We start from the raw sequence: 21462 nt of genomic DNA on the forward strand, positions 1-21462 counted from the left end.
CCTGCGCGCACCTTTGGTTGTGGCCGGCGGCCGCGGCGTGCGGGACCCGGCACGGACTCGTCGACCGCTGGTGCGCCCGCGCCTACCCGGCGGGGGTGGTGCCCGGCCACCACGCCACCCAGGTGCTGCGGATGCACCCTTACGACCTGCCCTACCTGCCGTTCCTGGGGGTGCCGGCGGCCCTGTCGGCCATGGCGCACAGCGCGCAGACCGACGGGCTGCTGGTCATCTGAGCCGTCACGGCGCTGGGAGCAGTCACGGCGCTGTGGTCAGGCACGGGGCTGTGGTCAGGGGGTGTCCTCGGACTTCTCCTTGTTCTTCTGGACCTTGCTGATCACGTCGTGGAGGGGCTTGGTGCCGCTGCCGACGACGATGCCGGTGACGATCGCGTCGATCCAGACCGGGATGCCGTCCCAGTTCTCCCCGGCGATGGAGTGCAGCAGATACAGCCCGCCCGCCGACGACGCGACGGTCGCCACGGCGGTCGCGATGCCCCACGAGACGAGACCGCGGCTGGCCCGGCCCTTCTCCAGCATCGACTTCGCGTGCGCGACCTGGATCAGGTCGTCGAGGGTGGCGTCGTGGTATTTGTTGGCGAGGTTCGCCACCGCCCGCTCCAGCTCGCCGCGGGTGTGCTTGCCGGGCAGGAACCGTGCGAACGGCTCCAGGATCCGCTCGATCGCCGTCGCGAACGCGAACAGCACCGCGAAGAACGCCGTCGCGTCCGGCAGGTGGATGGCCTGTGCGTTGACCTTGTAGTGCCACAGCGCCCACGACGCGGCGCCGCCGGCGGCGACCAGGACGAACGCCGACACCAGCGACAGCACCGAGGCCGGCTGCGGCGGGACTGCGGCGGCCTCACCACCGGGCGTCGGCTCCACCGGCCCGGCGGAGGCGATCGCGATGCCGACCTCGTCGCCCTGGCCTTCGCCGGGTGCGGCGCCGGAGTCCGCCTCGGCCTCGGCGCTCGCCGAACGGGTCGAGGGGCCTTGCTGGGTGGGCACGTGGGCCCGGCCGATCGCTGGTGCGTCGGCCGGTGCGGCGGGGGTCACCGAGGCGGCGGCGACGACACGGTTGGAATTGGGGCCGAGCACGTTCGTGCGACGGACGAGAGCCATGCGCGAGACGGTAGCGGTGCGTCGATCCCCGCGCGATACCCGATTCCCGACAGCTGCCCTGCGTGACCCCTGCATGACCCTGCATGACCCTTGTGTGACCCCAGTGTCAGTCCGGTGTCATGCCGGCGTCACTCCGGCGCCGCGGGGCGCAGCGTGACCGGTCCGCCGCGAGCCGCCGGCGGGGCGGTCGCGATGACGGGCTCGGGCGCAGTGACGGGCTCAGCGGCGACGGGCTCAGGAGTGGGCGCGGTGGCGGGTGTGCGGCTGGGGCGGCGTTCGACGTGCTGTGCCAGCCAGGGCGCGACGACGAGGGCGGCCACGTCGAAGAGCGCGTGGACGGCGATCGGCGCGACGATGCTGCCGGTGCTGGCGTAGAGCATGGTGAAGACCAGCCCGAGCAGCGTTGCGACAAGGGCGCCGCGCCAGCCCTGATACAGGTGGTCGACGCCGAACACGGCGAGGGACAGCAGCGCCGCCACCCACGGGTCCAGCCCGAGCAGGCCGGTGCCGGCGGCGATGAACAGGCCGCGGTAGACGAGTTCCTCGGCGACCCCGACGCTGACCGCGAGCAGGCCCGCCAGCCAGCGCTCCGCCGGGGTGGCCGGGTGCAGGAACCGGACCCGGGCCAGGGTCTCCTCGGCGCTGCGGCCGCCGCGGACGCCGGTGCCGTCGCGGCGGGCCCGGGCGACCCGGACGGCACCGCCGACGCTCGCCGAGACGAACACGGCCGACACGAGCCCGGCGACGACCGCGTCGCCCGCGACGGGTGCGCGCAGGCCCAGATCCACCAGGTCGACGCCGTCGGTCCACACCACCGCGAACGCGGCCACCGCCAGCATCGCCGAGGTGCGGACGCCGGTGCGGTACAGCCGGATCCGGCCGCCCGGGGCCGCGACGAGACGCTCCCTGGCCGCGCGGGCCTTCGCCGTCGCGCCGCGGGCCCCGGCGGCGACGCACGTCACCAGGACGAGCAAGGTCAGGCAGGCGCCGGCGACGTCGAACCGGGGGTCGATCCACTCGAACACGCCGTCATCATGCGGTCTCCGCCTTCGCCGTGTCTGCCCCGTCTGCGGCCGGCGGGGTGTTGCGGGCGAGGAGGCTCGGGACCAGCAGGAGCGACACCAGGTCGACGGTGATGTGCAGGGCGATCGGGACGATGAGGTTGCCGGTCAGCGCGTACAGGGCGGTGAACACGACCGCGGCACCGCCGGTGGTCACGATGCCGCGCACGCCCTGATACCGGTGGCCGAGGCCGAACAGCACCGCCGCGAGGACCGCTGCGGCCCACACGGGCAGCCCGAGCACACCGGTACCGGCGGCGATGAACAAACCGCGGAAGACGATCTCCTCACCGGTCCCCGCGGCGATGGCGCCGACGGCCGCCCAGCGGCGCTCGGCCGGTGTCGCGGGGCGCAGGAACGACAGCGGGTCCTCGTCCGGGTCGATCCCGCCGGAGCGGATGGCGAGGATCGCCGCGGTCCCGGCGGCGGCGGCCGGCAGTCCCAGCGCGACCAGGACGTCGCTGACGGTGACGGGCCGCAGCCCCAGGTCGGCGAGGTCCAGGCCGGGGCCGACGAGGACCGCCTCGAGGGCGATGAGGGCGGCCAGGGTGTTCGTCGCCGCGGACCGCCGGAACGCGGCGGCCAGCCCCTTGGTCCTGATCCGCTCCCGCATCCCGGCCGGCGACGCGCGCAGGACGCTGGCGGTCAGCACGAGCAGGACCAGCGCCGTGAGGACGACCTCGGTGGCGTGGAACGTCGGGTCGATCCAGTCCAGCACGGCTGCCATGGTGAGACACGGAAGGGGCCGCTGTCAGCCCCACCGTCCGGTGGAGTCCGACAGCGGCCCCTGTCGTGCTGCCGCCTGGCTACGCCGTGTGGCCACGGCGAATGGTTACTGCGTGTGGCTACTGCGTGTGGTTACGCTGACGGTGAGACGGTGACTGTGGCGCTCGCCTGGGTGCTGGCGCTCGGGTCCGCAGCCGGCGCGGCCGGCGGCGGGAGGGCGCTGCCCTTGACGTATTCGTCCCAGGTCTTGTCCCAGTCGGTCCAGCCGTTGCCCCACGCCAGCTTCCGCGGGGTGCCCTTGACGATGACGACGTCGCCGATCTTCGTCAGGTCGAACAGGTACTTCGCGTTCTTCTGCGAGACGTTGGTGCAGCCGTGCGAGACGTTGCGCTTGCCCTGGTCGCCCTCGGACCACGGGGCCGCGTGGATGTACTCGCCGCCACTGGTCATGCGCTGCGTCAGGTACACCGTCTCGCGGTACGGGTCGGAGGGGTCGGTCGACACGAACAGCTCGGACTGCTGCTTGTCCATGACCACCATGGCGCCGCTGGAGCTGGGGGTCTTGGCCTTGCCGAGGCTGACCGGGATCGTCTTGACGACCTCGCCGTTCTTCTCGACCGTCATCTGGTGGGTCTTGTCGTCGGTCGTCATGATGATCTTGTCACCGACGGTGAAGTTCGTCGTGACGTCCTTGGTGCCCCAGCCGGTCTTCGTCAGCTGCAGGCCACCCGTCGCTAGCCGGACGCTGACCTTCGTGCCGGTCTGCCAGTACTCCTTCGGGCGGAAGTGCACCTCGCCGCCGTTGAACCAGTACCAGGTGCCGACCTGCGGCGGGGTGCTGGTGACGAGCAGCCGCTTCTCGACGCTCGCCCGCAGCTCCGTGGGGACGCTGGAGCCGAACCGGACGACGATCGGGATGGCCACGCCGTAGACCTTGTTGTCGGACAGGGCCGTCGACACGTTGACCGTCTTGCCGGGCTTCGCCATGGTCGTGAACGTGATCTTCTTACCGGCGCTGTCGCCGGCGGAGGTCACGGTCGCGGTGTATTGCGTGCCGTATTTGAGCTGCGTCGCCGGGATCCAGGTCGTGCCGTCCGAGCGTAGGCCGCCGTTGACCGCCGCACCGGACGCGTCCGCAAGCGTGACCGACGCGTTCGCGCCGGGCGCCGCCTGCAGGGCGAGTTCGGTGGCGGTGGAGACGCCGGTCGCACCGTCGGCCGGCGCGGTGAGGGTCGCGGTTGGCTGCGCGGCGGACGCGGAAGCCGAGGGGCCGCCGGCACTGCCGCTGTCACTCCATTTGGGTTTTTCGTCGGCGCTGCAAGCAGAGAGGGCGATCAGCCCGGCTAGAGCAGTGATCGTGGCCAGTGCGCGTGCGGAGACTCCCATGTCCACACCTCCTTCGTTGGGCTAGAGCATGCACCGGTTACAACGCCGGTGTATCCCAGGTTTGTGCCACACGGTTCAACCCGTCGAACCGGAGCAGGGGCATCGTATGAAGTAACGGATCGCCTGAGCCATCCGCTCCTTGGACGTGTTCCAGACTGTTCCAGGTTGCGTCCCGATTCGGTAACGGGCTCCTCACAGCGCTCTCACCTGCGGCTCGTGGGATTTGTCACGATCTCACGTTGTAGGTCGCGCAGCGGTACAGGCGGTACGTTGGTCGGCAACGCACCTGGCGGGCGGCGAATCACACATGAGGATCGCGCCCGAATCTTCGCGTACACTGGCAAGACTGCTCCGCAGACTGTTTTTGGGCCGACGTTGTCCCGACTCGCAATCGATGACGTCAGGAGGCCCGATGGGTTACCCCGGACCGCAGCCGCAGGGTCTGTACGACCCTGCCTTTGAGCACGACGCCTGCGGGGTCGCGTTCGTGGCTGATATCCACGGCCGGCGATCCCATGACGTGGTGCACAAGGGGCTGTCCGCGCTGCTGCGCATGGACCATCGAGGCGCCCGCGGCGCCGAGCCCAACACCGGCGACGGGGCCGGCATCATGATCCAGATCCCGGACGCGTTCCTGCGCGACGTCGCCGGCATCGAGGACCTGCCGCCCGCCGGCTCGTATGCCACAGGCCTGGCGTTCCTGCCCAACGACGACGAGGCCGCCCAGCGTGCGATGCGCGTGCTGGAGAAGTACGCGCTGGTCGAGGGCGCCCAGGTGCTCGGCTGGCGCGACGTGCCGACCGACGCCACCGACCTCGGCGCGACCGCGCTCGTCGCGATGCCGCGCATCATGCAGGTCTTCATCGGCGCCGAGAAGCTCGGCTCGCCGGGGACCGTGCTGTCCGGGCTCGACCTGGACCGGGTCGTCTACTGCGTGCGCAAGCAGACGGAGCGGGAGACCCGCGAGCGCGGTATCCAGCTGTACCTGCCGTCGCTGTCGTCGCGGACCATCACCTACAAGGGCATGCTCACGCCCGACCAGGTCGTGTCGTTCTTCCCCGACCTCTCCGACGAGCGCGTCACCTCGGCGATCGCCCTGGTCCACTCCCGCTTCTCGACGAACACGTTCCCGTCGTGGGAGCTCTCCCACCCGTATCGGCTGATCGCCCACAACGGCGAGATCAACACCATCCGCGGCAACCGGAACTGGATGGCGGCCCGCGAGGCGCTCCTGGCCACGGAGAACCTGCCCGGCAACATCCGCCGGCTGTTCCCCATTTGTACCCCCGAAGCCTCGGACTCCGCCAACTTCGATGAGGTCCTCGAGCTGCTGCACCTGTCGGGGCGCAGCCTGCCGCACGCGGTGCTCATGATGATTCCCGAGGCGTGGGAGAACGACCCTCGGATGGACCCGCTGCGGCGGGCGTTCTACCGCTTCCACGCGTGTCTCATGGAGCCGTGGGACGGCCCGGCGAGCGTCGCCTTCACCGACGGCACCGTCGTCGGCGCGGTCCTGGACCGCAACGGGCTGCGCCCGGGGCGCTGGTGGCAGACGGCCGACGGGCTCGTCGTGCTCGCCAGCGAGGCGGGCGTGCTCGACCTCGACCCGGCGACGATCGTCGCGAAGGGCCGCTCCGCGCCCGGCAAGATGCTGCTCGTCGACACCGCCGCCGGCCGGATCCGCACCGACGACGAGATCAAGTCGGAGCTGGCGCAGGCCGAGCCCTACGAGGACTGGCTGCACGCCGGGCTCATGGACCTCGAGCAGCTGCCCGAGCGGGAGCACGTCGTCTACACGCACGACTCCGTCCAGCGCCGCCAGCAGACCTTCGGCTACACCGAGGAGGAGCTGAAGATCCTCATCGGGCCGATGGCCCGGGCCGGCTCCGAGCCCCTCGGCTCGATGGGCACCGACACGCCCGTCGCCGTGCTCTCCACCCGGCCGCGGCTGATGTACGACTACTTCACCCAGCTCTTCGCGCAGGTGACGAACCCGCCGCTGGACGCCATCCGCGAGGAGATCGTCACCAGCGTCGCCGCCACCATCGGCCCCGAGGCCAACCTGCTCAAGCCGGGCCCGGCGTCGTGCCGGCAGATCACGCTGCCCTACCCGGTCATCGACAACGACGACCTCGCCAAGCTGCTGCACATCGACGACGACGGCGACCTGCCCGGCTTCAAGGCGGTCAGGGTCTCCGGGCTGTACCCGATCCGCGACGGCGCGACCGGCCTCAAGCGCCGCCTCGTGGAGATCATGCGCGGCGTGTCCGAGGCGATCGAGGACGGCGTGCGGGTCCTGGTCCTGTCCGACCGCGACTCGACCGTCGACCTGGCGCCGATCCCGTCGCTGCTGCTCACCGCCGCCGTCCACCAGCACCTGGTGCGCGAGCAGACCCGCACCCAGGTGTCCCTGGTCGTCGAGTCCGGCGACTGCCGCGAGGTGCACCACGTGGCCCTGCTGTCCGGGTTCGGCGCGTCCGCGGTCAACCCGTACCTGGCCTTCGAGAGCGCCGAGGACCTCATCGCCACCGGCGCGCTGCCCGGCGTCGACCCCGAGAAAGCGGTCTACAACTACGTCAAGGCGCTCGGCAAGGGCGTCCTGAAGATCATGTCGAAGATGGGCATCTCGACCGTCAGCTCCTACTGCGGCGCCCAGGTCTTCGAGGCCGTCGGGCTGGACCCGCGGCTGGTCGAGCGGTACTTCACCGGCACCCCCAGCAAGATCGGCGGCATCGGCCTCGCCGAGATCCACCTCGAGATCGCCGCCCGGCACGCCCGGGCGTATCCGGCCAACGAGGCCGAGCGGGCGCACCGGCGGCTCGAGGTCGGCGGCGAGTACCAGTGGCGCCGCGAGGGCGAGCTGCACCTGTTCAACCCGGAGACGGTCTTCCTGCTCCAGCACGCGACCCGGTCCAAGCAGTACGACGTGTTCCAGCGGTACACGGCGAAGGTCGACGAGCTCGCCGGGCAGGCCGGGTCGCTGCGCGGGCTGTTCGAGCTGCGCACCGGGGTCCGCCCCGCCGTGCCCCTCGAAGAGGTCGAGCCGGCCACCGAGATCGTGAAGCGGTTCGCGACCGGCGCCATGTCCTACGGCTCCATCTCCATGGAAGCGCACGAGACCCTCGCCATCGCGATGAACAACATCGGCGGCCGGTCCAACACCGGCGAAGGCGGCGAGGACGCCGAGCGGCTGCACGACCCGCGCCGGCGCTCCGCCGTCAAGCAGATCGCCAGCGGGCGGTTCGGCGTGACCACCGAGTACCTCGTCAACGCCGACGACCTGCAGATCAAGATGGCGCAGGGCGCCAAGCCCGGCGAGGGCGGGCAGCTGCCGGGCAACAAGATCTGGCCGTGGATCGCCAAGACCCGGCACGCCACCCCGGGTGTCGGGCTCATCTCCCCGCCGCCGCACCACGACATCTACTCCATCGAGGACCTCGCCCAGCTGGTCTTCGACCTGAAGAATGTCAACCCGGCGGCGCGCGTCCACGTGAAGCTGGTCTCCGAGATCGGTGTCGGCACCGTCGCCGCCGGCGTCGCGAAGACCAAGGCCGACGTCATCCTCATCTCCGGCCACGACGGCGGCACCGGCGCGTCGCCGCTCAACTCGCTCAAGCACGCCGGCACGCCGTGGGAGCTCGGCCTCGCCGAGACCCAGCAGACGCTGCTGCTGTCGGGGCTGCGCGACCGGGTCAGCGTCCAGGTCGACGGGCAGCTCAAGACCGGCCGGGACGTCATCATCGCGGCGCTGCTCGGCGCCGAGGAGTTCGGCTTCGCGACCTCGCCGCTCATCGTGTCCGGCTGCATCATGATGCGGGTCTGCCACCTCGACACCTGCCCGGTCGGCATCGCCACGCAGAACCCGGCGCTGCGCAAGAAGTTCACCGGCACGCCGGAGTTCGTGGAGAACTTCTTCTGGTTCCTCGCCGAGGAGGTCCGCGGCTACCTGGCCGAGCTGGGCTTCCGCACCCTCGACGAGATGATCGGCCACACCGAGCTGCTCGACGTCCGCCCGGCGGTGGACCACTGGAAGGCAGGCGGGCTGGACCTGACCCCGTTGCTGCACGTTCCTCCCCTCGCCGACGACGCCGCGCGGCGCCAGACCACCAAGCAGGACCACCGCCTCGAGCGGGCACTGGACAACCAGCTCATCGCCGCGGTCACGCCCGCGCTCGACGAAGGCACCACGATCAAGCTGGAGATCGCCGTCCGCAACGAGCACCGTTCCGTCGGTGCGATGCTCGGCGGTGAGATCGTGCGCCGGGTCGGCGGCGCTGGCCTGCCCGACGACACCGTGGACGTTACGTTGCGCGGCACCGCAGGTCAGTCCTTCGGCGCTTGGGTCCCTCACGGCGTCACCCTCCGGCTCATCGGCGACGCCAACGACTACGTCGGCAAGGGCCTGTCCGGCGGCCGGCTCATCGTGCGCCCCGACCCGACGGCGCCGTTCGTGGCCGAGGAGCAGATCATCGGCGGCAACACGGTCCTGTACGGGGCCACCGGCGGTGCCCTCTTCATGCGCGGCAAGGCGGGGGAGCGGTTCGCGGTGCGCAACTCCGGCGCCGCCGCCGTCGTCGAGGGCGTCGGCGACCACGGCTGCGAGTACATGACCGGTGGCACCGTCGTCGTGCTTGGCCCCACCGGCCGGAACTTCGCCGCGGGCATGTCTGGCGGCGTCGCCTACGTCTGGAAGCTCGACAGGTCGCTGGTCAACACCGAGCTGGTGGACCTGGAGCCGGTTTCGACGCCGGACGCGCTGCTGCCGCTGGTGCGGTCGCATTTCGAGGAGACCGGTTCCGCGGTGGCGGGGCGTCTGTTGGACAATTGGGACGAGTCGGTCCTGGAGTTCACGGAGGTCGTGCCGCGCGACTACAAGCGCGTCATGGAGGTCATGCGGGCCGCCGAGGCAGCCGGTCGCGATGTCGACGCGGCGGTCATGGAGGTTGCACGTGCCTGACCCGAACGGTTTCCTGCGCTACGAACGGCGGTTGCCCGCCCGGCGCCCCGTCCCGGTCAGGCTGCGCGATTGGCGCGAGGTGTACCCGCCCGCGTCCGACGAGCTCATCACCGAGCAGGCCAGCCGCTGCATGGACTGCGGCATCCCGTTCTGTCACGACGGCTGCCCGCTCGGCAACCGCATCCCCGACTGGAACGACCTGGTCCGCACCGGCAACTGGGACTTCGCGATCGAGGCGCTGCACGCGACCAACAACTTCCCGGAGTTCACCGGGCGGCTGTGCCCAGCGCCGTGCGAGGCCGCCTGCGTCCTGTCGATCGCGGGCGGCCAGCCCGTCACGATCAAGCAGGTCGAGGTCGAGATCATCAACCGGGCCGTCGCCGCCGGCCGGGTCACCGCCCGCCCCGCACCCGAACGGTCCGGCAAGAGCGTCGGCGTCGTCGGCTCCGGCCCCGCCGGGCTCGCCGCCGCGCAGCAGCTCGCCCGGGCCGGTCACGACGTCGTGGTGTACGAGCGCGACGACGCCCTCGGCGGCCTCCTGCGGTATGGCATCCCCGACTTCAAGCTGGAGAAGGGGCACATCGACCTGCGCCTGGACCAGCTGCGCGCCGAGGGGGTCCGCTTCGAGACCGGCGTCAACGTCGGCATCTCCGTCTCCGTCGAGGACCTGCGGGCCCGCCACGACGCGCTGCTGCTGGCCTGCGGCGCGCTGCACAGCCGCGACACGCCTGACACGCCGGGCCGCCCGCTCGCCGGCGTCCACCTGGCGATGGAACACCTCGTCGAATCCAACCGCGTCGTCGCCGGGCGGGTCCCCTCCGCGTCGATCTCGGCCGCCGGCAAGAACGTGATCATCATCGGCGGCGGTGACACGGCGGCCGACTGCCTCGGGGTCGCGCACCGGCAGGGCGCCCGGTCCGTGCTGCAGCTGGACCAGTACCCAATCCCGCCGGCCGAACGCGACGAGTCCCGCGACCCGTGGCCGACGTGGCCATGGATCCTGCGCAACTACCCGGCGCACGAGGAGGGCGGCGAGCGTGCTTTCGCCGTCGCCGTGACCGCCTTCGAGGGCAACGACGACGGCGACCTCACCGGGGTGCGCATCGCCGAGGTCCAGGTGTCCAGAGTGGACGGCCGCCGCGTCGTCACCGAGGTCCCGGGCACCGAACGGCTCTACCCGGCGGAGCTCGTCCTGCTTGCCATCGGCTTCGAGGGTACCGAGACCGGGCCGCTGCTCACGAACCTCGGCCTGACCCGCAACCGGCGCGGCGGCGTCGACACCGGACCCGACTGGCAGACGTCGGCGCCAGGCGTGTTCGTCGCGGGTGACATGCACCGCGGCGCGTCGCTCATCGTGTGGGCGATCGCCGAGGGCCGGTCGGCGGCCGCCTCGATCCACGCGTACCTGGGCGGCGACGGCACGCTGCCCGCACCGGTGGAACCGTCCGCGGTGGCTCTCACCGCCTAGGTCTGCGTTCGCTTCTTCTCAGGGGCGGTTTCTCTTCAGGGTGCTAAACGGGAGCGGCTCTCTTGCGGCGCCGCTCCCCGGGTACCCGTCGGCCATGAAACGCTCCCCGTTGCTCGCGCTGCCGCTGGCGTTGTTCCTGCTGTGTATCGCGCCGGTCGGGGTGGCCTCCGCCTCACCCGCGGACCAGCCGCCGTTCTGGGCGCCGGCGATCCCCGCCCTGCCGCCCATGCCGACCAAGACGGCGCCGCCCTCTGCGCCGCCGGCGTACCTGCCGCCGTCCTACTCTGGGTCCTCGCCGCGGACCCACGCCTCGTCGCCGGCCGACTCGACGTTCGCCCACGACGTCAGCATCGCGCTGCGGGTCGTCGAACGGTACTGGAGCTCCCGGATCGTCGGCTTCCGCCCGGTGTCGCGGATCGTGCCCTACCGTGTCGACGGCGAGGTCATGTGCGGCACCCAGCCGATCCCGACCCAGAACGCCGCCTACTGCCCCGTCGGTGACTTCATCGCCTACGACGTCAACTGGTCCGAACACGTCTACCAGGAACTCGGCGACGCGTTCGTCTTCTACCTGCTCGGCCACGAATACGGCCACGCCATCCAGCAACGCCTCGGCATCAACTACCAGTTCACCATCTACCAGGAACTCCAGGCCGACTGCTTCGCCGGCGCCTACATCGGCGACTCCATCAAGGTCGGCGACTTCACCCTCGAAGACGGCGACCTCGACGAACTGAAGAACGGCCTCTTCTCCGTCGCCGACCCCGAGGACGAACCCTGGTTCCAGGAAGGCGCCCACGGCTCCGCCGCACAACGCACCGGCGCCTTCTTCGACGGCTACGAGCAAAGCCTCGAAGCGTGCGACATGCCCTCCTCCTACCACGGCTGAACTTGCGGTACCGTCACGTCTGTCTATTGCACATCGTGGCGGGGAGAACGCGATGAGTGATCACCAGTTCAACGGCCTCTTCAACGGCCTCTTCACCGGCCTCGTCTGATGGCCGAGTCGTACCGCCGGTGGCGGCTACCGCAACTGTGGCAGATGGTCGCCGCCGACAGTCCAGCAAATACGTACCTCCACCTGACAACCCTGCGCCGCCAGCAGGCCGCCCTGGAAACCCAACGCGACCGCCTGCGAACACTCCGGGACCAGCTCGCAGAAGCCTGGCCACCCGAGAAGAGCGAAGCGGCCACCGCCTTCATCCAACGCGTCAACGACATGATCCGCGCGATGTCCGAAACCGCGAACGGCGCGGCCGAGGTGCGCAGCAGGGTGACCCTGATCGCCGAGGCGCTCGACCAAGCCCGCGCAGAGCTGGCACCTTTGGTCGAGCAGTACCAGCGGACCGCTGATCAGGCCGATCAGCGGGTAGGGGAGCAAGCCCGGAAACGTCTGGACGAACACGCCCGCCGCATTCTCATGGCCGCGGACGCAGCGGTCGTCGAACCAGCGGCCGGACTCAACGTCGTGCTTCCGACCTACAAGCGGATCAGCCTGCCGACGGCCGTAGCGTCGCCGCCGGTCACCACCAACGGATCAAGTTCGGGTGGTGCATCCGGTGGGTCTGCCAGTCGATCAGTCACCGGCTTTGCGTCTCCACGATTCGACCCGCCTGCAGTGACCATTGATCCGGCGGAGGACCAGGAGGTTCTGCTGGCCGCCGGAACTGCCGACGATGTCGGACACGGCGTGATCCCGCCTCTGGCTGCAACTGCCGACGGAGCCAGGACTCTCGCCAGCGCCGTGAGTGCGCCATCGCTTGGTCCTGGCCGAATCTTGGGAGCCGTTCCGCGACCTGGACCCGGCGTGCCCAACGGACCCGGAACTCAGATGAACGGCGTCATCAGCAGCGCATCTGGCGGAGTGCCGTTCGGCGGTCGGGCAAGCGGCATAACGGGGTCGGCAGTGCGCCCACTCGGTAGTGCTGGAGGCCGCCAGGACACCTCATCCGCGCAATACGCGAGTCGGCGGCGCGCCTCACAGGACGGCCAGGACGAATTGTGGACGGTCCCTAGCGGAGTGTCTGCCGTGATCGAGCCACCTGCGACCCGGCCTCACGATCCGGGGCCAGGTGTCCTTGGAATCGACCGTTGAGGGCGGTCCGTTCGGCAGCCATCGGGTTGGTCGCCATCTCGCTGGTCGTTATCTGCACGTCCGTGCCCGCAGCGGCCGACGACATTCGTGACCGCCAGTGGCATCTGGCAGCGCTGCAGATTGCGCAGGCTCAGAAGGTTGGTCAAGGGGAGGGGATTGTCGTCGCTGTCACGGACACTGGAGTCGACGATCGCCATGGAGAGCTTGCCGGCGCCGTGATTTCCGGCAAAGAGTTCGGTGAACAGCCGACAGGAAACGGCAAGGCTGACACGGACGGGCATGGCACGGCAATGGCAGGCCTCATCGCAGGACGTGGGTTGCCCAACGGAGCCGGCGTCCTCGGCGTCGCACCGAAGGCCACGATCCTGCCGGTGCAAACACTCCACAGCGAATTCGGTGGTTCGCCGATCGATCTCGCAGATGGCATTGTCTGGGCGGTCTCACAAGGCGCGAAGGTCATCTGCGTCGCGGCCGTCACGAGTGAATATCCTCAGGTGCGTGCAGCTGTCGAGTCCGCCATCAAGGCAGATGTCGTCGTCGTTGCAGGTGCCGGCAACACCCCGGACAACAAGACGGTAGGTTTCCCGGCGAAGCTGCCGGGCGTGCTCGCGGTCGCAGGGACCGACAAGAACGGCAATCACGCCACGATCTCCGCGGCAGGGCCGGAAGTGGTGCTTTCCGCGCCCGCTGTCGACATTGTCTCGACGGGGGCGTTCGGCAGGTATGTCGCGGGTGAAGGCACCAGTAACGCCACGGCGATCGTGGCTGGGGTGGTCGCGTTGGTGCGGGCAAAATTCCCTCAGTTGCCGGCCGCCGAGGTCATCCGTCGGTTGACTGCAACCGCCACTGATCGGGGGAAGCCGGGCCGCGATGACGAGTACGGCTACGGCATCGTCAATCCGGTCGCGGCGTTGACCGCGTCGATCGGGCCGTCGCCCGTGGCTGCTTCGTCTCCTGCGGATCGTGCCGGCCAGCCGAACGCCTCCGGGCAGCTGCCGGTCTGGGCATTCATCGGCGGTGGGGCCGTCTTTGCATGCGCTGGACTGCTGGCTTGGCGGCGCCGGCGGTCACGGTAGTTGTCGTCACGCTTTGCGGTTGGTGCAATTCCGGGCGTCACGACGGTTCGGAGTTGCGGTACCGTCACGTCTGTCTATTGCACATCGTGGCGGGGAGGACGCGATGAGTGATCATAAGTCGGGCTTCACGGTCGACCTGGAAGCGGTCCGGTCGTTCGGCGCAGGGCTGCACGCCGACCTGACCGCGCACCTGTCACCCGAGCATGACCAGATTCTGCGCACGTTCGTCGACACTCCGTCGTTCGGCACCCGCACGGCCAGCCCGGACGTGCAGGCGGCGGCGACGTTGTACCACAAGAAACTCATCGAACTGTTGGACCTGATGGATGCATTCGTCCACAACGGTACCGTGTTCGTGCAGGCGGCCGAGGAGGTCGCCGCCGCGTATGCCCAGGCGGACACGTTGAGCGGTGAGCAGTTCAAGGCGAGCCTGGCTGTCGCTTCGACAAAGGTGGACGATGCGATCTGGGCCGCCCAGCATGACCCGAGGACGGGCAGGTCCACCTGATGGCCGAGTCGTACCGCCGGTGGCGGCTGCCTGAGCTCTGGGAGATGGTCGCCGCCGACAACGCCGCGGACGCCCATCTGCATCTGGCGACGTTGCGCCGTCAGCAGACCGCTTTGGAAACCCAACGTGACCGGCTTCGAGTCCTGCGAGACCAGCTCGCCGAGGCGTGGCCCCCCGACAAGAGCGACGCAGCCACGATGTTCCTTCAGCGACTCAACGACATGATCGACGCATTCGCGGCGACCGCTCGGGGTGCTGCGGAGGTGCGCATCGGCGTGGAAATCGTCGCGGATGCGATCGGCCACGCTCGCGAACAGTTGGCTCCATTGGTAGAGCGGTATGCGAAGGCACAACTTGCGCCCGACCCGAGGGTTGGCAGGCAAGCGCAGAAGCTGCTGGACCAGGAAGGTCGTCGCATTCTCGTGGCGGCCGACGTGACGGTGCGCGATGCGACGTCAAAGTTTGCGACAGCGCTGCCTGACTATGCGCGGATCAGCATGCGGACGTCCATCCCGGCGGTGAACGGCGGCACCAACTCAACAAGTGGTGCTGGTGCCGACGGTGGCGGCACGAACGGCGCTTCGACGCGCTTGAGCGGATTTGCACCACCGCAATTTGACCCACCTGCGCCTGTCGCCGGCGAAAGCATCGGCGAGGACGTTTTGCTGGCCGGAGGTCGCTCGGATACCGGCATCGGCGGCTGGGGACCGGGTGAACATGGAGTTGGTCAAACCGGCGGTGGGACGGCAACGAGGTATCAGGAGCCGGTTGCCGGTGTCGGTCGGGTTCTTGGCATCGGAACTTCGAATGCCAGGACCGTGACCGGTGTGGATGGGATGGCTCGCGGCGTTGGTCCGCAGGCAATGCGGGGCGTTCCAGGCGGCGTGATCGGCGGGCCGCCGGTGGCTGTCTCTGCCGGTTCGGCGCGTGGGCGGTCGGTGCCGCCCGTTACTGCATCGCGGTCCACGCCGTCGACCAGTCGCCCGATTGCCGGTGGATATCAGGACCGATCGTTCGAGGAATATGTCGCACGTCGGCGTGAGCCGGATGACGATCCGGGTGAGCAGTGGACCGTGATTCACGGTGTTCGGCCGTTGCTTGAAGCGCTGCCGCCGGTTCGTACCCACGATCCGGGCCCTGGCGTAATTGGACTCGATCGTTGATCCGCGTCGTCCGTTCGATCACCGTGGTCCTGGCGGCGGTGGTCGTCTCGTTGCCGGCTCTGCCGATCGCTGCGTCCGCTGACACCATTCGAGACCGGCAGTGGCATCTGGCGTCGCTTGAGGTCGTCCGTGCGCAGCAGTTCAGCGTGGGCGAAGGAGTGCTCGTGGCGGTCGCGGATACTGGGGTCGATGATCGCCAGGGCGAGCTTGCCGGCGCCGTCATCGAGGGCAAGGAATTCGGCGAAGGTGCGTCGGGCAACGGGAAAGCCGACACCGATGGTCACGGGACGGCAATGGCAGGACTCATCGCAGGCCGTGGACTGCCCAACGGTGCTGGCGTGCTCGGTATCGCGCCGAAGGCCACCATTCTGCCGGTGCAGACGATCCACAGCGAGTTTGGGGGGACTCCGGAGAACTTGGCAGCCGGCATCACGTGGTCGGTTTCGCACGGTGCGCAGGTCATTTGTGTCGCTGCGGTGACCAGCGAATATCCGGAGGTGAGGTATGCGGTTGAGGCAGCGATCCAGGCTGGTGTGGTGGTTGTTGCAGGCGTTGGTAATGCGCCGAAGAGCAAGCAGGTGGGCTTTCCAGCGAAGTTGCCGGGCGTGCTGGCGGTCGCGGGGACCGATAAGGCCGGCAACCATGCCGCGATCTCCGCGACTGGGCCGGAGGTGGTGCTTTCGGCACCTGCAGTGGACATAGTGTCACTGGATGCCTTCGGCAAGTACAGCACCGGTGATGGGACGAGTAACTCGACGGCCATTGTTGCCGGGGTGGTGGCGTTGGTGCGGGCGAAGTTTCCCCAGCTCTCTGCGGCTGAGGTGATCCGGCGGCTGACTGCAACCGCCACTGATCGGGGGAAGCCGGGCCGGGACGACGAGTACGGGTACGGCATCGTCAATCCCGTGGCCGCCCTCACCGCCGAACTGCCGGCCGCGGCCAGCAGCACCACCGCAACCACCACCACCCCGCCCGGGAAACGGCATGGTGGGGGAGTGGCTGGGGTGGGCGTCGGGTGGGTTGTGGTTGGGGTCGGGGTGGTTGGCGGGGTTGCTGTCTGGTGGGTGCGACGCAGGACACGTTAGGAGGCCACCGGACGCGGGTACTTAGCGCCGAATGCGAGAGACGCTCATCGACACGCTCCAGCCGCTGAGCATTGCGCTCGGGGCGGCGCTCGTCGCGTTGTTGCTGGTGCAGGCGGTGCATATGGCGCTGCTGCGGGCGGGGCGGCGGTCGGGGTTGCTGACCGAGCTGGCGAACCGGGCGCACCGGCCGACGCAGTGGGTGGTGGTGCTGGCGGCGGTGTACTTCACGATCCGGGACACCGCCGACGAGGCGGAGTGGCGGCCCACGTTCCTGCACGTGGAGCAGCTCATCATCATCGGGGCGGTGGCGTGGCTGGTCGCGGCGTTGCTGGTGGTGGCGGAGGACGCGGCGCTGGCGCGGTTCAGGACGGACGTGCCGGACAACCGGCAGGCGCGGCGGGTGCACACGCAGGTGGTGATGATCCGGCGGGTGACGGTCGCGACGATTGCCGTGCTCGCCGCCGGCGTGATGCTGATGACGTTCCCGCAGGCTCGCATACTGGGCACGAGTGTGCTCGCGAGCGCGGGGTTCATCGGCATCATCGCGGGTCTGGCGGCGCAGAGCGTGCTGCGGAACCTGTTCGCGGGGCTGCAGCTGGCGTTCAGCGACGCGGTGCGGCTCGGGGACGTCGTCATCGTCGAGGAGGAGTGGGGGCGGGTTCAGGAGATCACGTTGTCCTACGTGGTCGTGCACGTGTGGGACGACCGGCGGTTGATCCTGCCGACGTCGTACTTCACGGAGAAGCCGTTCCAGAACTGGACGCGGACGGAGGCGGCGCTGCTCGGCGACGTCATGCTCGACGTCGACTGGTGGTTGCCGGTGCCGGAGGCGCGGGAGGAACTGCGCCGGGCGCTGGAGTCGACGGACCTGTGGGACGGGCGGGTGTCGGTGCTGCAGGTCGTCGAGGCAACCGGCAACGCGATGCGGCTGCGGGCGCTCGTCAGCGCGACCGACGCGCCGAAACTGTGGGACCTGCGGTGCTTCATCCGGGAGCACATGGTGACGTGGCTGCGGGACGCGCACCCGTCGTCGCTGCCGCGGGTGCGGGGCGAGATGACCTCCGCGATGCCGCTGCACGCGACGCTCACCGGGCAGACGCACACGGCCGACAGCGACGCGCGGGTGTTCAGCCACAGCGTCGACGGCCGGGCCCGCGCCGAGGCGTTCACCGGCGGCGAACGGGAGCACTGACGAACGGGAGCGCTGACGAACGGGAGCGCTGACGAACGGCGGGCCGTGAGCGCTAGGCGGTGGCCGGGGTTCTGGCGTGCAGGACGAGCCTGGCGGCCACCAGTACCGACAGGACCGCCGCCGTCACGACCAGCGAAGGGCCGACGAAGGTCGCGGCGAGGACCAGGAGCGCCGCGGCCGGCTCCAGCCAGGTGCGGGGGCGGATGTGCAGGACCCACAGCGCCACCAGGAGCACCGCCACCGGGATCGTGACGGGGGCGCCGGACAGGTCGGGGCGTTCGACGATGACGGCGATGCCCGCCCCGATCGCCGCGGCGGCCGCGAAGACGGCGTAGTGCCCGTATCCCCACACGAACGCGTGCCGGTTGTCCACCAGCAGCCGGTGCGCCGGGTGGTCGAAGTACAGCCACCAGAACGCGAAGACGATGACCAGCCCGCTGCCCGCCACCCACCACAGCCGGTCCTGCACGAACCCGGCCTGCACCGCCACCGTGGTCGACAGCACGATCTCGCCGAGCACGATGATGAACAGCAGGCTGTACCGCTCGGCGATGTGATGCGGGTGCCACGGCGTGTGGCGTTGCCGCTCCGCCCACAGTGGCACCGCCAGCTCGGCGGCGACCATGACGAAGAACAGCACCAGGTGCGTGGTGCCGTGGGTGAGCAGGATCAGCGACCAGCCGACCATGCACGCGGACACCCCGGCCGCCATACGAAGCGCGGTGCCCCGGTCCCCGGAACGGCCGTCAGGGTCGCCGGCCGCCGCCCGCAGCCACTGGGTGACCAGGGCCGCGCGCATGATGACGTAGCCCGCGGTGACGATGCCGAAGTGGCCGTGGAACGCGTCGGTGACCCCGGCGGCCAGGACGAGCACCCCGGCGATCTGCACGAGGGTCGTCAGCCGGTACGCGACGTCGTCGGTGTCATACGCCGAGGCGAACCAGGTGAAGTTCATCCAGGCCCACCAGACGGAGAAGAACACCGTCAGATAGGCGACGATCCCGTGCAGCACGTCACCGTCGGCGACCGCGTGGTGCAGCAACTGTGCAACCAGCGCGATGGCGACCACGAAACACAGGTCGAACAGCAGCTCGAGCGGCGTCGCGACCCGGTGCGGCTCGCGGGTGTCGCGGGTGCCCATCGGCCGGCGCCACTGTGAGCTCGAGGGCGGGCTGGAAGCCATCGCACGATTATGAGGGAAACCGCCGGTGGACAGTGTCTCAACTGATGGCGCCACCCTGGGTCGGCCGAATCGTCACGGCGTGGAGGGGCTAGCCTCAAGGTGTGACTCGACGCGCAAAAATCGTCTGTACGCTCGGACCCGCCGTATCGTCGCCCGAGCGGATCCGCGGCCTCGTCGACGCCGGGATGGACGTCGCGCGGCTCAACTTCAGCCACGGCAGCCATGAGGACCACGCCGCGGTGTTCGCACTCGTCCGTGAGGCCGCCGCTGCCGCCGGCCGTTCCGTGGGCATTCTCGCCGACCTGCAGGGTCCCAAGATCCGGCTCGGTCGCTTCGCCAACGGGCCTCACGAGTGGCGCACCGGTGACACGGCCGTCATCACCAGCGACGACGTGATCGGCACCGCCGATCGGGTGTCGTGCACCTACACGAAGCTGCCGCAGGAAGTGAAAGCCGGCGACCGGCTGCTGATCGACGACGGCAAGGTTGCCGTCGAGGTCACCGGCGTCGAAGGAAACGACATCACCGTCCTCGTCACCGAGGGCGGCATGGTCTCCAACAACAAGGGTGTCTCACTGCCCAACGTCGCGGTGAGCGTTCCCGCGATGTCCGAGAAGGACGCCGAGGACCTCCGGTTCGCGCTGCAGCTGGGCGCCGACTGGATCGCGTTGTCGTTCGTGCGTTCGCCCGACGACATCAAGCTCGTCCACGAGATCATGGACGAGGAGCGGGTGCACCGCCCGGTCATCGCGAAGGTCGAGAAGCCGGAGGCGGTCGCCGCCCTCGAGCAGATCGTCGCGGCGTTCGACGGCATCATGGTCGCCCGCGGTGACCTCGGCGTCGAGATGCCGCTCGAGCAGGTGCCGCTGGTGCAGAAGCGGGCCGTCCAGCTGTGCCGCGAGTCGGCGAAGCCGGTCATCGTGGCCACGCAGATGCTCGACTCCATGATCGAGAACGCCCGCCCGACCCGCGCCGAGGCGTCCGACGTCGCCAACGCCGTGCTCGACGGCACCGACGCCGTCATGCTCTCCGGCGAGACCAGCGTCGGGCGGTATCCGATCCTGACCGTCGCCACGATGGCCCGGATCATCGCGACCACCGAGGGCGGTTCGCTGTCGGTGCCGCGCCTGCAGCACGACCCCCGCACCCGCGGTGGCGCGCTCACCTCGGCCGCCTCCAACATCGCCCGCAACATCGGCGCCAAGGCGCTGGTCGCCTTCTCGCAGACCGGTGACACGGTCCGCCGCCTCGCCCGCCTGCACTGCGAGCTGCCGCTGCTCGCGTTCACGCCCGAGCCGACGGTCCGTAACCAGCTGGCCCTGTCGTGGGGCGTGCAGACGTTCGACGTGCCGTTCGTCCAGCACACCGACGAGATGTTCCAGCAGGTCGACCTGGCCATGGTCGGACTGCCGTGGCTCAGCGCCGGCGACGACGTCGTCATCGTCGCGGGCTCCCCGCCCGGGACGCCCGGCTCGACGAACACGCTGCGCGTTCACCAGCTGGGAGCACTGTCACAGGAGCACGGGCAGGACCACAGCGCGTAATTACCTCTAGATTGCAGGGGTGGACGAGCTCGCAAGTGGACAGGCGGCGGTAGACGCCCTCGTCCGACTCCTGGACCTCGAAGCGTTGGGGGACGACCGGTTCCTGGGCATCAGCCCGCCGGTCGGCCCCCAACGTGTGTTCGGCGGCCAGGTCGCGGGGCAGGCCCTGGTGGCCGCCGGCCGGACCGTCGACCCTGAGCGCCAGGTGCACTCGCTGCACGGGTATTTCGTCCGGCCGGGCGACCCGACGGTGCCCATCACGTACACGGTGGAGAACATCCGCGACGGGCGCACCTTCTCCGTGCGCCGGTCCGTCGCGCAGCAGCACGGCAAGGTCATCTTCTTCATGTCGGCGTCGTTCCACGTCCCCGAGGACGGCCTGGACCACCACGAGGCCGCGCCGGCGGACATCCCCTCGCCGGAGGAGACGCCGACGATGGCGGAGCGCCTGGCGAAATATCCGGAGCGGGCCGGCATCTGGTCGATAATCCCGCGCCCGATCGACGTGCGCTACGTCGGCGAGCCCGGCTGGGTCCGCCCCGGCGACCGCCCCGCGTCCCCGACCCAGCGGGTCTGGATGCGCATCGACGGCAAGCTCCCCGACGACCCGCTGCTGCATGCGTGCGCGCTGACGTTCGCCTCGGATCTCACCCTGCTCGACTCGGTCCTCGCCGTCCACGGCGCCGTCTGGGGCCCCGGCGGGTTCGTCGGCGCCAGCCTCGATCACGCCCTGTGGTTCCACCGCGGCTTCCGCGCCGACGAGTGGTTCCTCTACGACTCGGTGAGCCCCTCGGCCTCCGACGCCCGGGGCCTGGCGACCGGCCGCATGTTCACCCGCGATGGGCGACACATCGCGACGGCCGTGCAAGAGGGCCTGTTGCGACGCGTGGGAGGATGAGT

The 21462-nt window shown here is 69.7% G+C and carries 16 protein-coding genes and 1 pseudogene; 12 read left to right on the top strand and 5 right to left on the bottom strand.

Annotation, left to right across the window (positions count from 1 at the left end; all coding sequences use genetic code 11):
• Positions 1-233, top strand: a pseudogene (locus AB0K00_RS23055) (hypothetical protein); the annotation flags it as partial.
• Positions 234-287: 54 nt separating this feature from the next.
• Here the strand turns inward: AB0K00_RS23055 and AB0K00_RS23060 are convergent.
• From AB0K00_RS23060 to AB0K00_RS23075, 4 genes are all read right to left on the bottom strand, one after another.
• Positions 288-1118, bottom strand: coding sequence for a hypothetical protein (locus AB0K00_RS23060; protein WP_363523549.1), 831 nt, complete (start codon positions 1116-1118; stop codon positions 288-290).
• 128 nt (positions 1119-1246) lie between these two features.
• Positions 1247-2143 (bottom strand): CPBP family intramembrane glutamic endopeptidase, encoded by an 897-nt coding sequence (locus tag AB0K00_RS23065; RefSeq protein ID WP_363523550.1) that lies wholly within the window; start codon positions 2141-2143, stop codon positions 1247-1249.
• Between the two features lie 7 nt (positions 2144-2150).
• Positions 2151-2906, bottom strand: coding sequence for a CPBP family intramembrane glutamic endopeptidase (locus tag AB0K00_RS23070; protein ID WP_363523551.1), 756 nt, complete (start codon positions 2904-2906; stop codon positions 2151-2153).
• Between the two features lie 131 nt (positions 2907-3037).
• Positions 3038-4291 carry an Ig-like domain-containing protein gene (locus AB0K00_RS23075; protein ID WP_363523552.1) on the bottom strand — a complete coding sequence of 418 codons (1254 nt, stop codon included), beginning with the start codon at positions 4289-4291 and terminating at the stop codon, positions 3038-3040.
• A 394-nt stretch (positions 4292-4685) separates the two neighbouring features.
• Between AB0K00_RS23075 and gltB the strand changes: the two genes are divergently transcribed.
• The 9 genes from gltB (at position 4686) to AB0K00_RS23120 (ending at position 17835) form a co-directional block, all read left to right on the top strand.
• Positions 4686-9248: a glutamate synthase large subunit gene (gene gltB / locus AB0K00_RS23080; protein WP_363523553.1), complete on the top strand. Its 4563-nt coding sequence runs from the start codon at positions 4686-4688 to the stop codon at positions 9246-9248.
• Positions 9241-10716, top strand: a complete 1476-nt coding sequence (locus tag AB0K00_RS23085; RefSeq protein WP_363523554.1) for a glutamate synthase subunit beta — start codon at positions 9241-9243, stop codon at positions 10714-10716. The genes gltB and AB0K00_RS23085 overlap by 8 nt, the downstream gene beginning before the upstream one ends.
• A gap of 94 nt (positions 10717-10810) precedes the next feature.
• Positions 10811-11605, top strand: coding sequence for a neutral zinc metallopeptidase (locus tag AB0K00_RS23090; protein WP_363523555.1), 795 nt, complete (start codon positions 10811-10813; stop codon positions 11603-11605).
• A 108-nt stretch (positions 11606-11713) separates the two neighbouring features.
• Positions 11714-12811 carry a hypothetical protein gene (locus AB0K00_RS23095; RefSeq protein WP_363523556.1) on the top strand — a complete coding sequence of 366 codons (1098 nt, stop codon included), beginning with the start codon at positions 11714-11716 and terminating at the stop codon, positions 12809-12811.
• Complete coding sequence (locus AB0K00_RS23100) at positions 12808-13887, top strand: S8 family serine peptidase (RefSeq protein WP_363523557.1); 1080 nt, start codon at positions 12808-12810, stop codon at positions 13885-13887. Before AB0K00_RS23095 ends, AB0K00_RS23100 begins: the two co-directional genes overlap by 4 nt.
• Before the next feature lie 103 nt (positions 13888-13990).
• Positions 13991-14395, top strand: a complete 405-nt coding sequence (locus tag AB0K00_RS23105; RefSeq protein WP_363523558.1) for a hypothetical protein — start codon at positions 13991-13993, stop codon at positions 14393-14395.
• Entirely contained in the window at positions 14395-15558 is a 1164-nt protein-coding gene (locus AB0K00_RS23110; RefSeq protein WP_363523559.1) for a hypothetical protein, read from the top strand. Before AB0K00_RS23105 ends, AB0K00_RS23110 begins: the two co-directional genes overlap by 1 nt.
• Complete coding sequence (locus tag AB0K00_RS23115) at positions 15555-16643, top strand: S8 family serine peptidase (RefSeq protein WP_363523560.1); 1089 nt, start codon at positions 15555-15557, stop codon at positions 16641-16643. The genes AB0K00_RS23110 and AB0K00_RS23115 overlap by 4 nt, the downstream gene beginning before the upstream one ends.
• A 31-nt stretch (positions 16644-16674) precedes the next feature.
• Positions 16675-17835: a mechanosensitive ion channel family protein gene (locus tag AB0K00_RS23120; protein WP_363523561.1), complete on the top strand. Its 1161-nt coding sequence runs from the start codon at positions 16675-16677 to the stop codon at positions 17833-17835.
• Between the two features lie 52 nt (positions 17836-17887).
• Here AB0K00_RS23120 and AB0K00_RS23125 read toward each other — a convergent pair whose 3' ends face one another.
• The gene (locus AB0K00_RS23125; RefSeq protein ID WP_363523562.1) at positions 17888-19018 is read right to left on the bottom strand and encodes a low temperature requirement protein A; all 1131 of its coding nucleotides are present in this window, start codon (positions 19016-19018) and stop codon (positions 17888-17890) included.
• 101 nt (positions 19019-19119) lie between these two features.
• On the opposite strand from AB0K00_RS23125, the gene pyk reads away from it, so the two are divergent.
• Entirely contained in the window at positions 19120-20562 is a 1443-nt protein-coding gene (gene pyk / locus AB0K00_RS23130) for a pyruvate kinase (protein ID WP_363523563.1), read from the top strand.
• Between the two features lie 19 nt (positions 20563-20581).
• Positions 20582-21460 (top strand): acyl-CoA thioesterase II, encoded by an 879-nt coding sequence (locus AB0K00_RS23135; RefSeq protein ID WP_363523564.1) that lies wholly within the window; start codon positions 20582-20584, stop codon positions 21458-21460.
• The last annotated feature ends 2 nt before the right edge of the window (positions 21461-21462 follow it).

Origin of the sequence: Dactylosporangium sp. NPDC049525 (assembly GCF_040676755.1) — a bacterium.
GTDB lineage: Bacteria > Actinomycetota > Actinomycetes > Mycobacteriales > Micromonosporaceae > Dactylosporangium.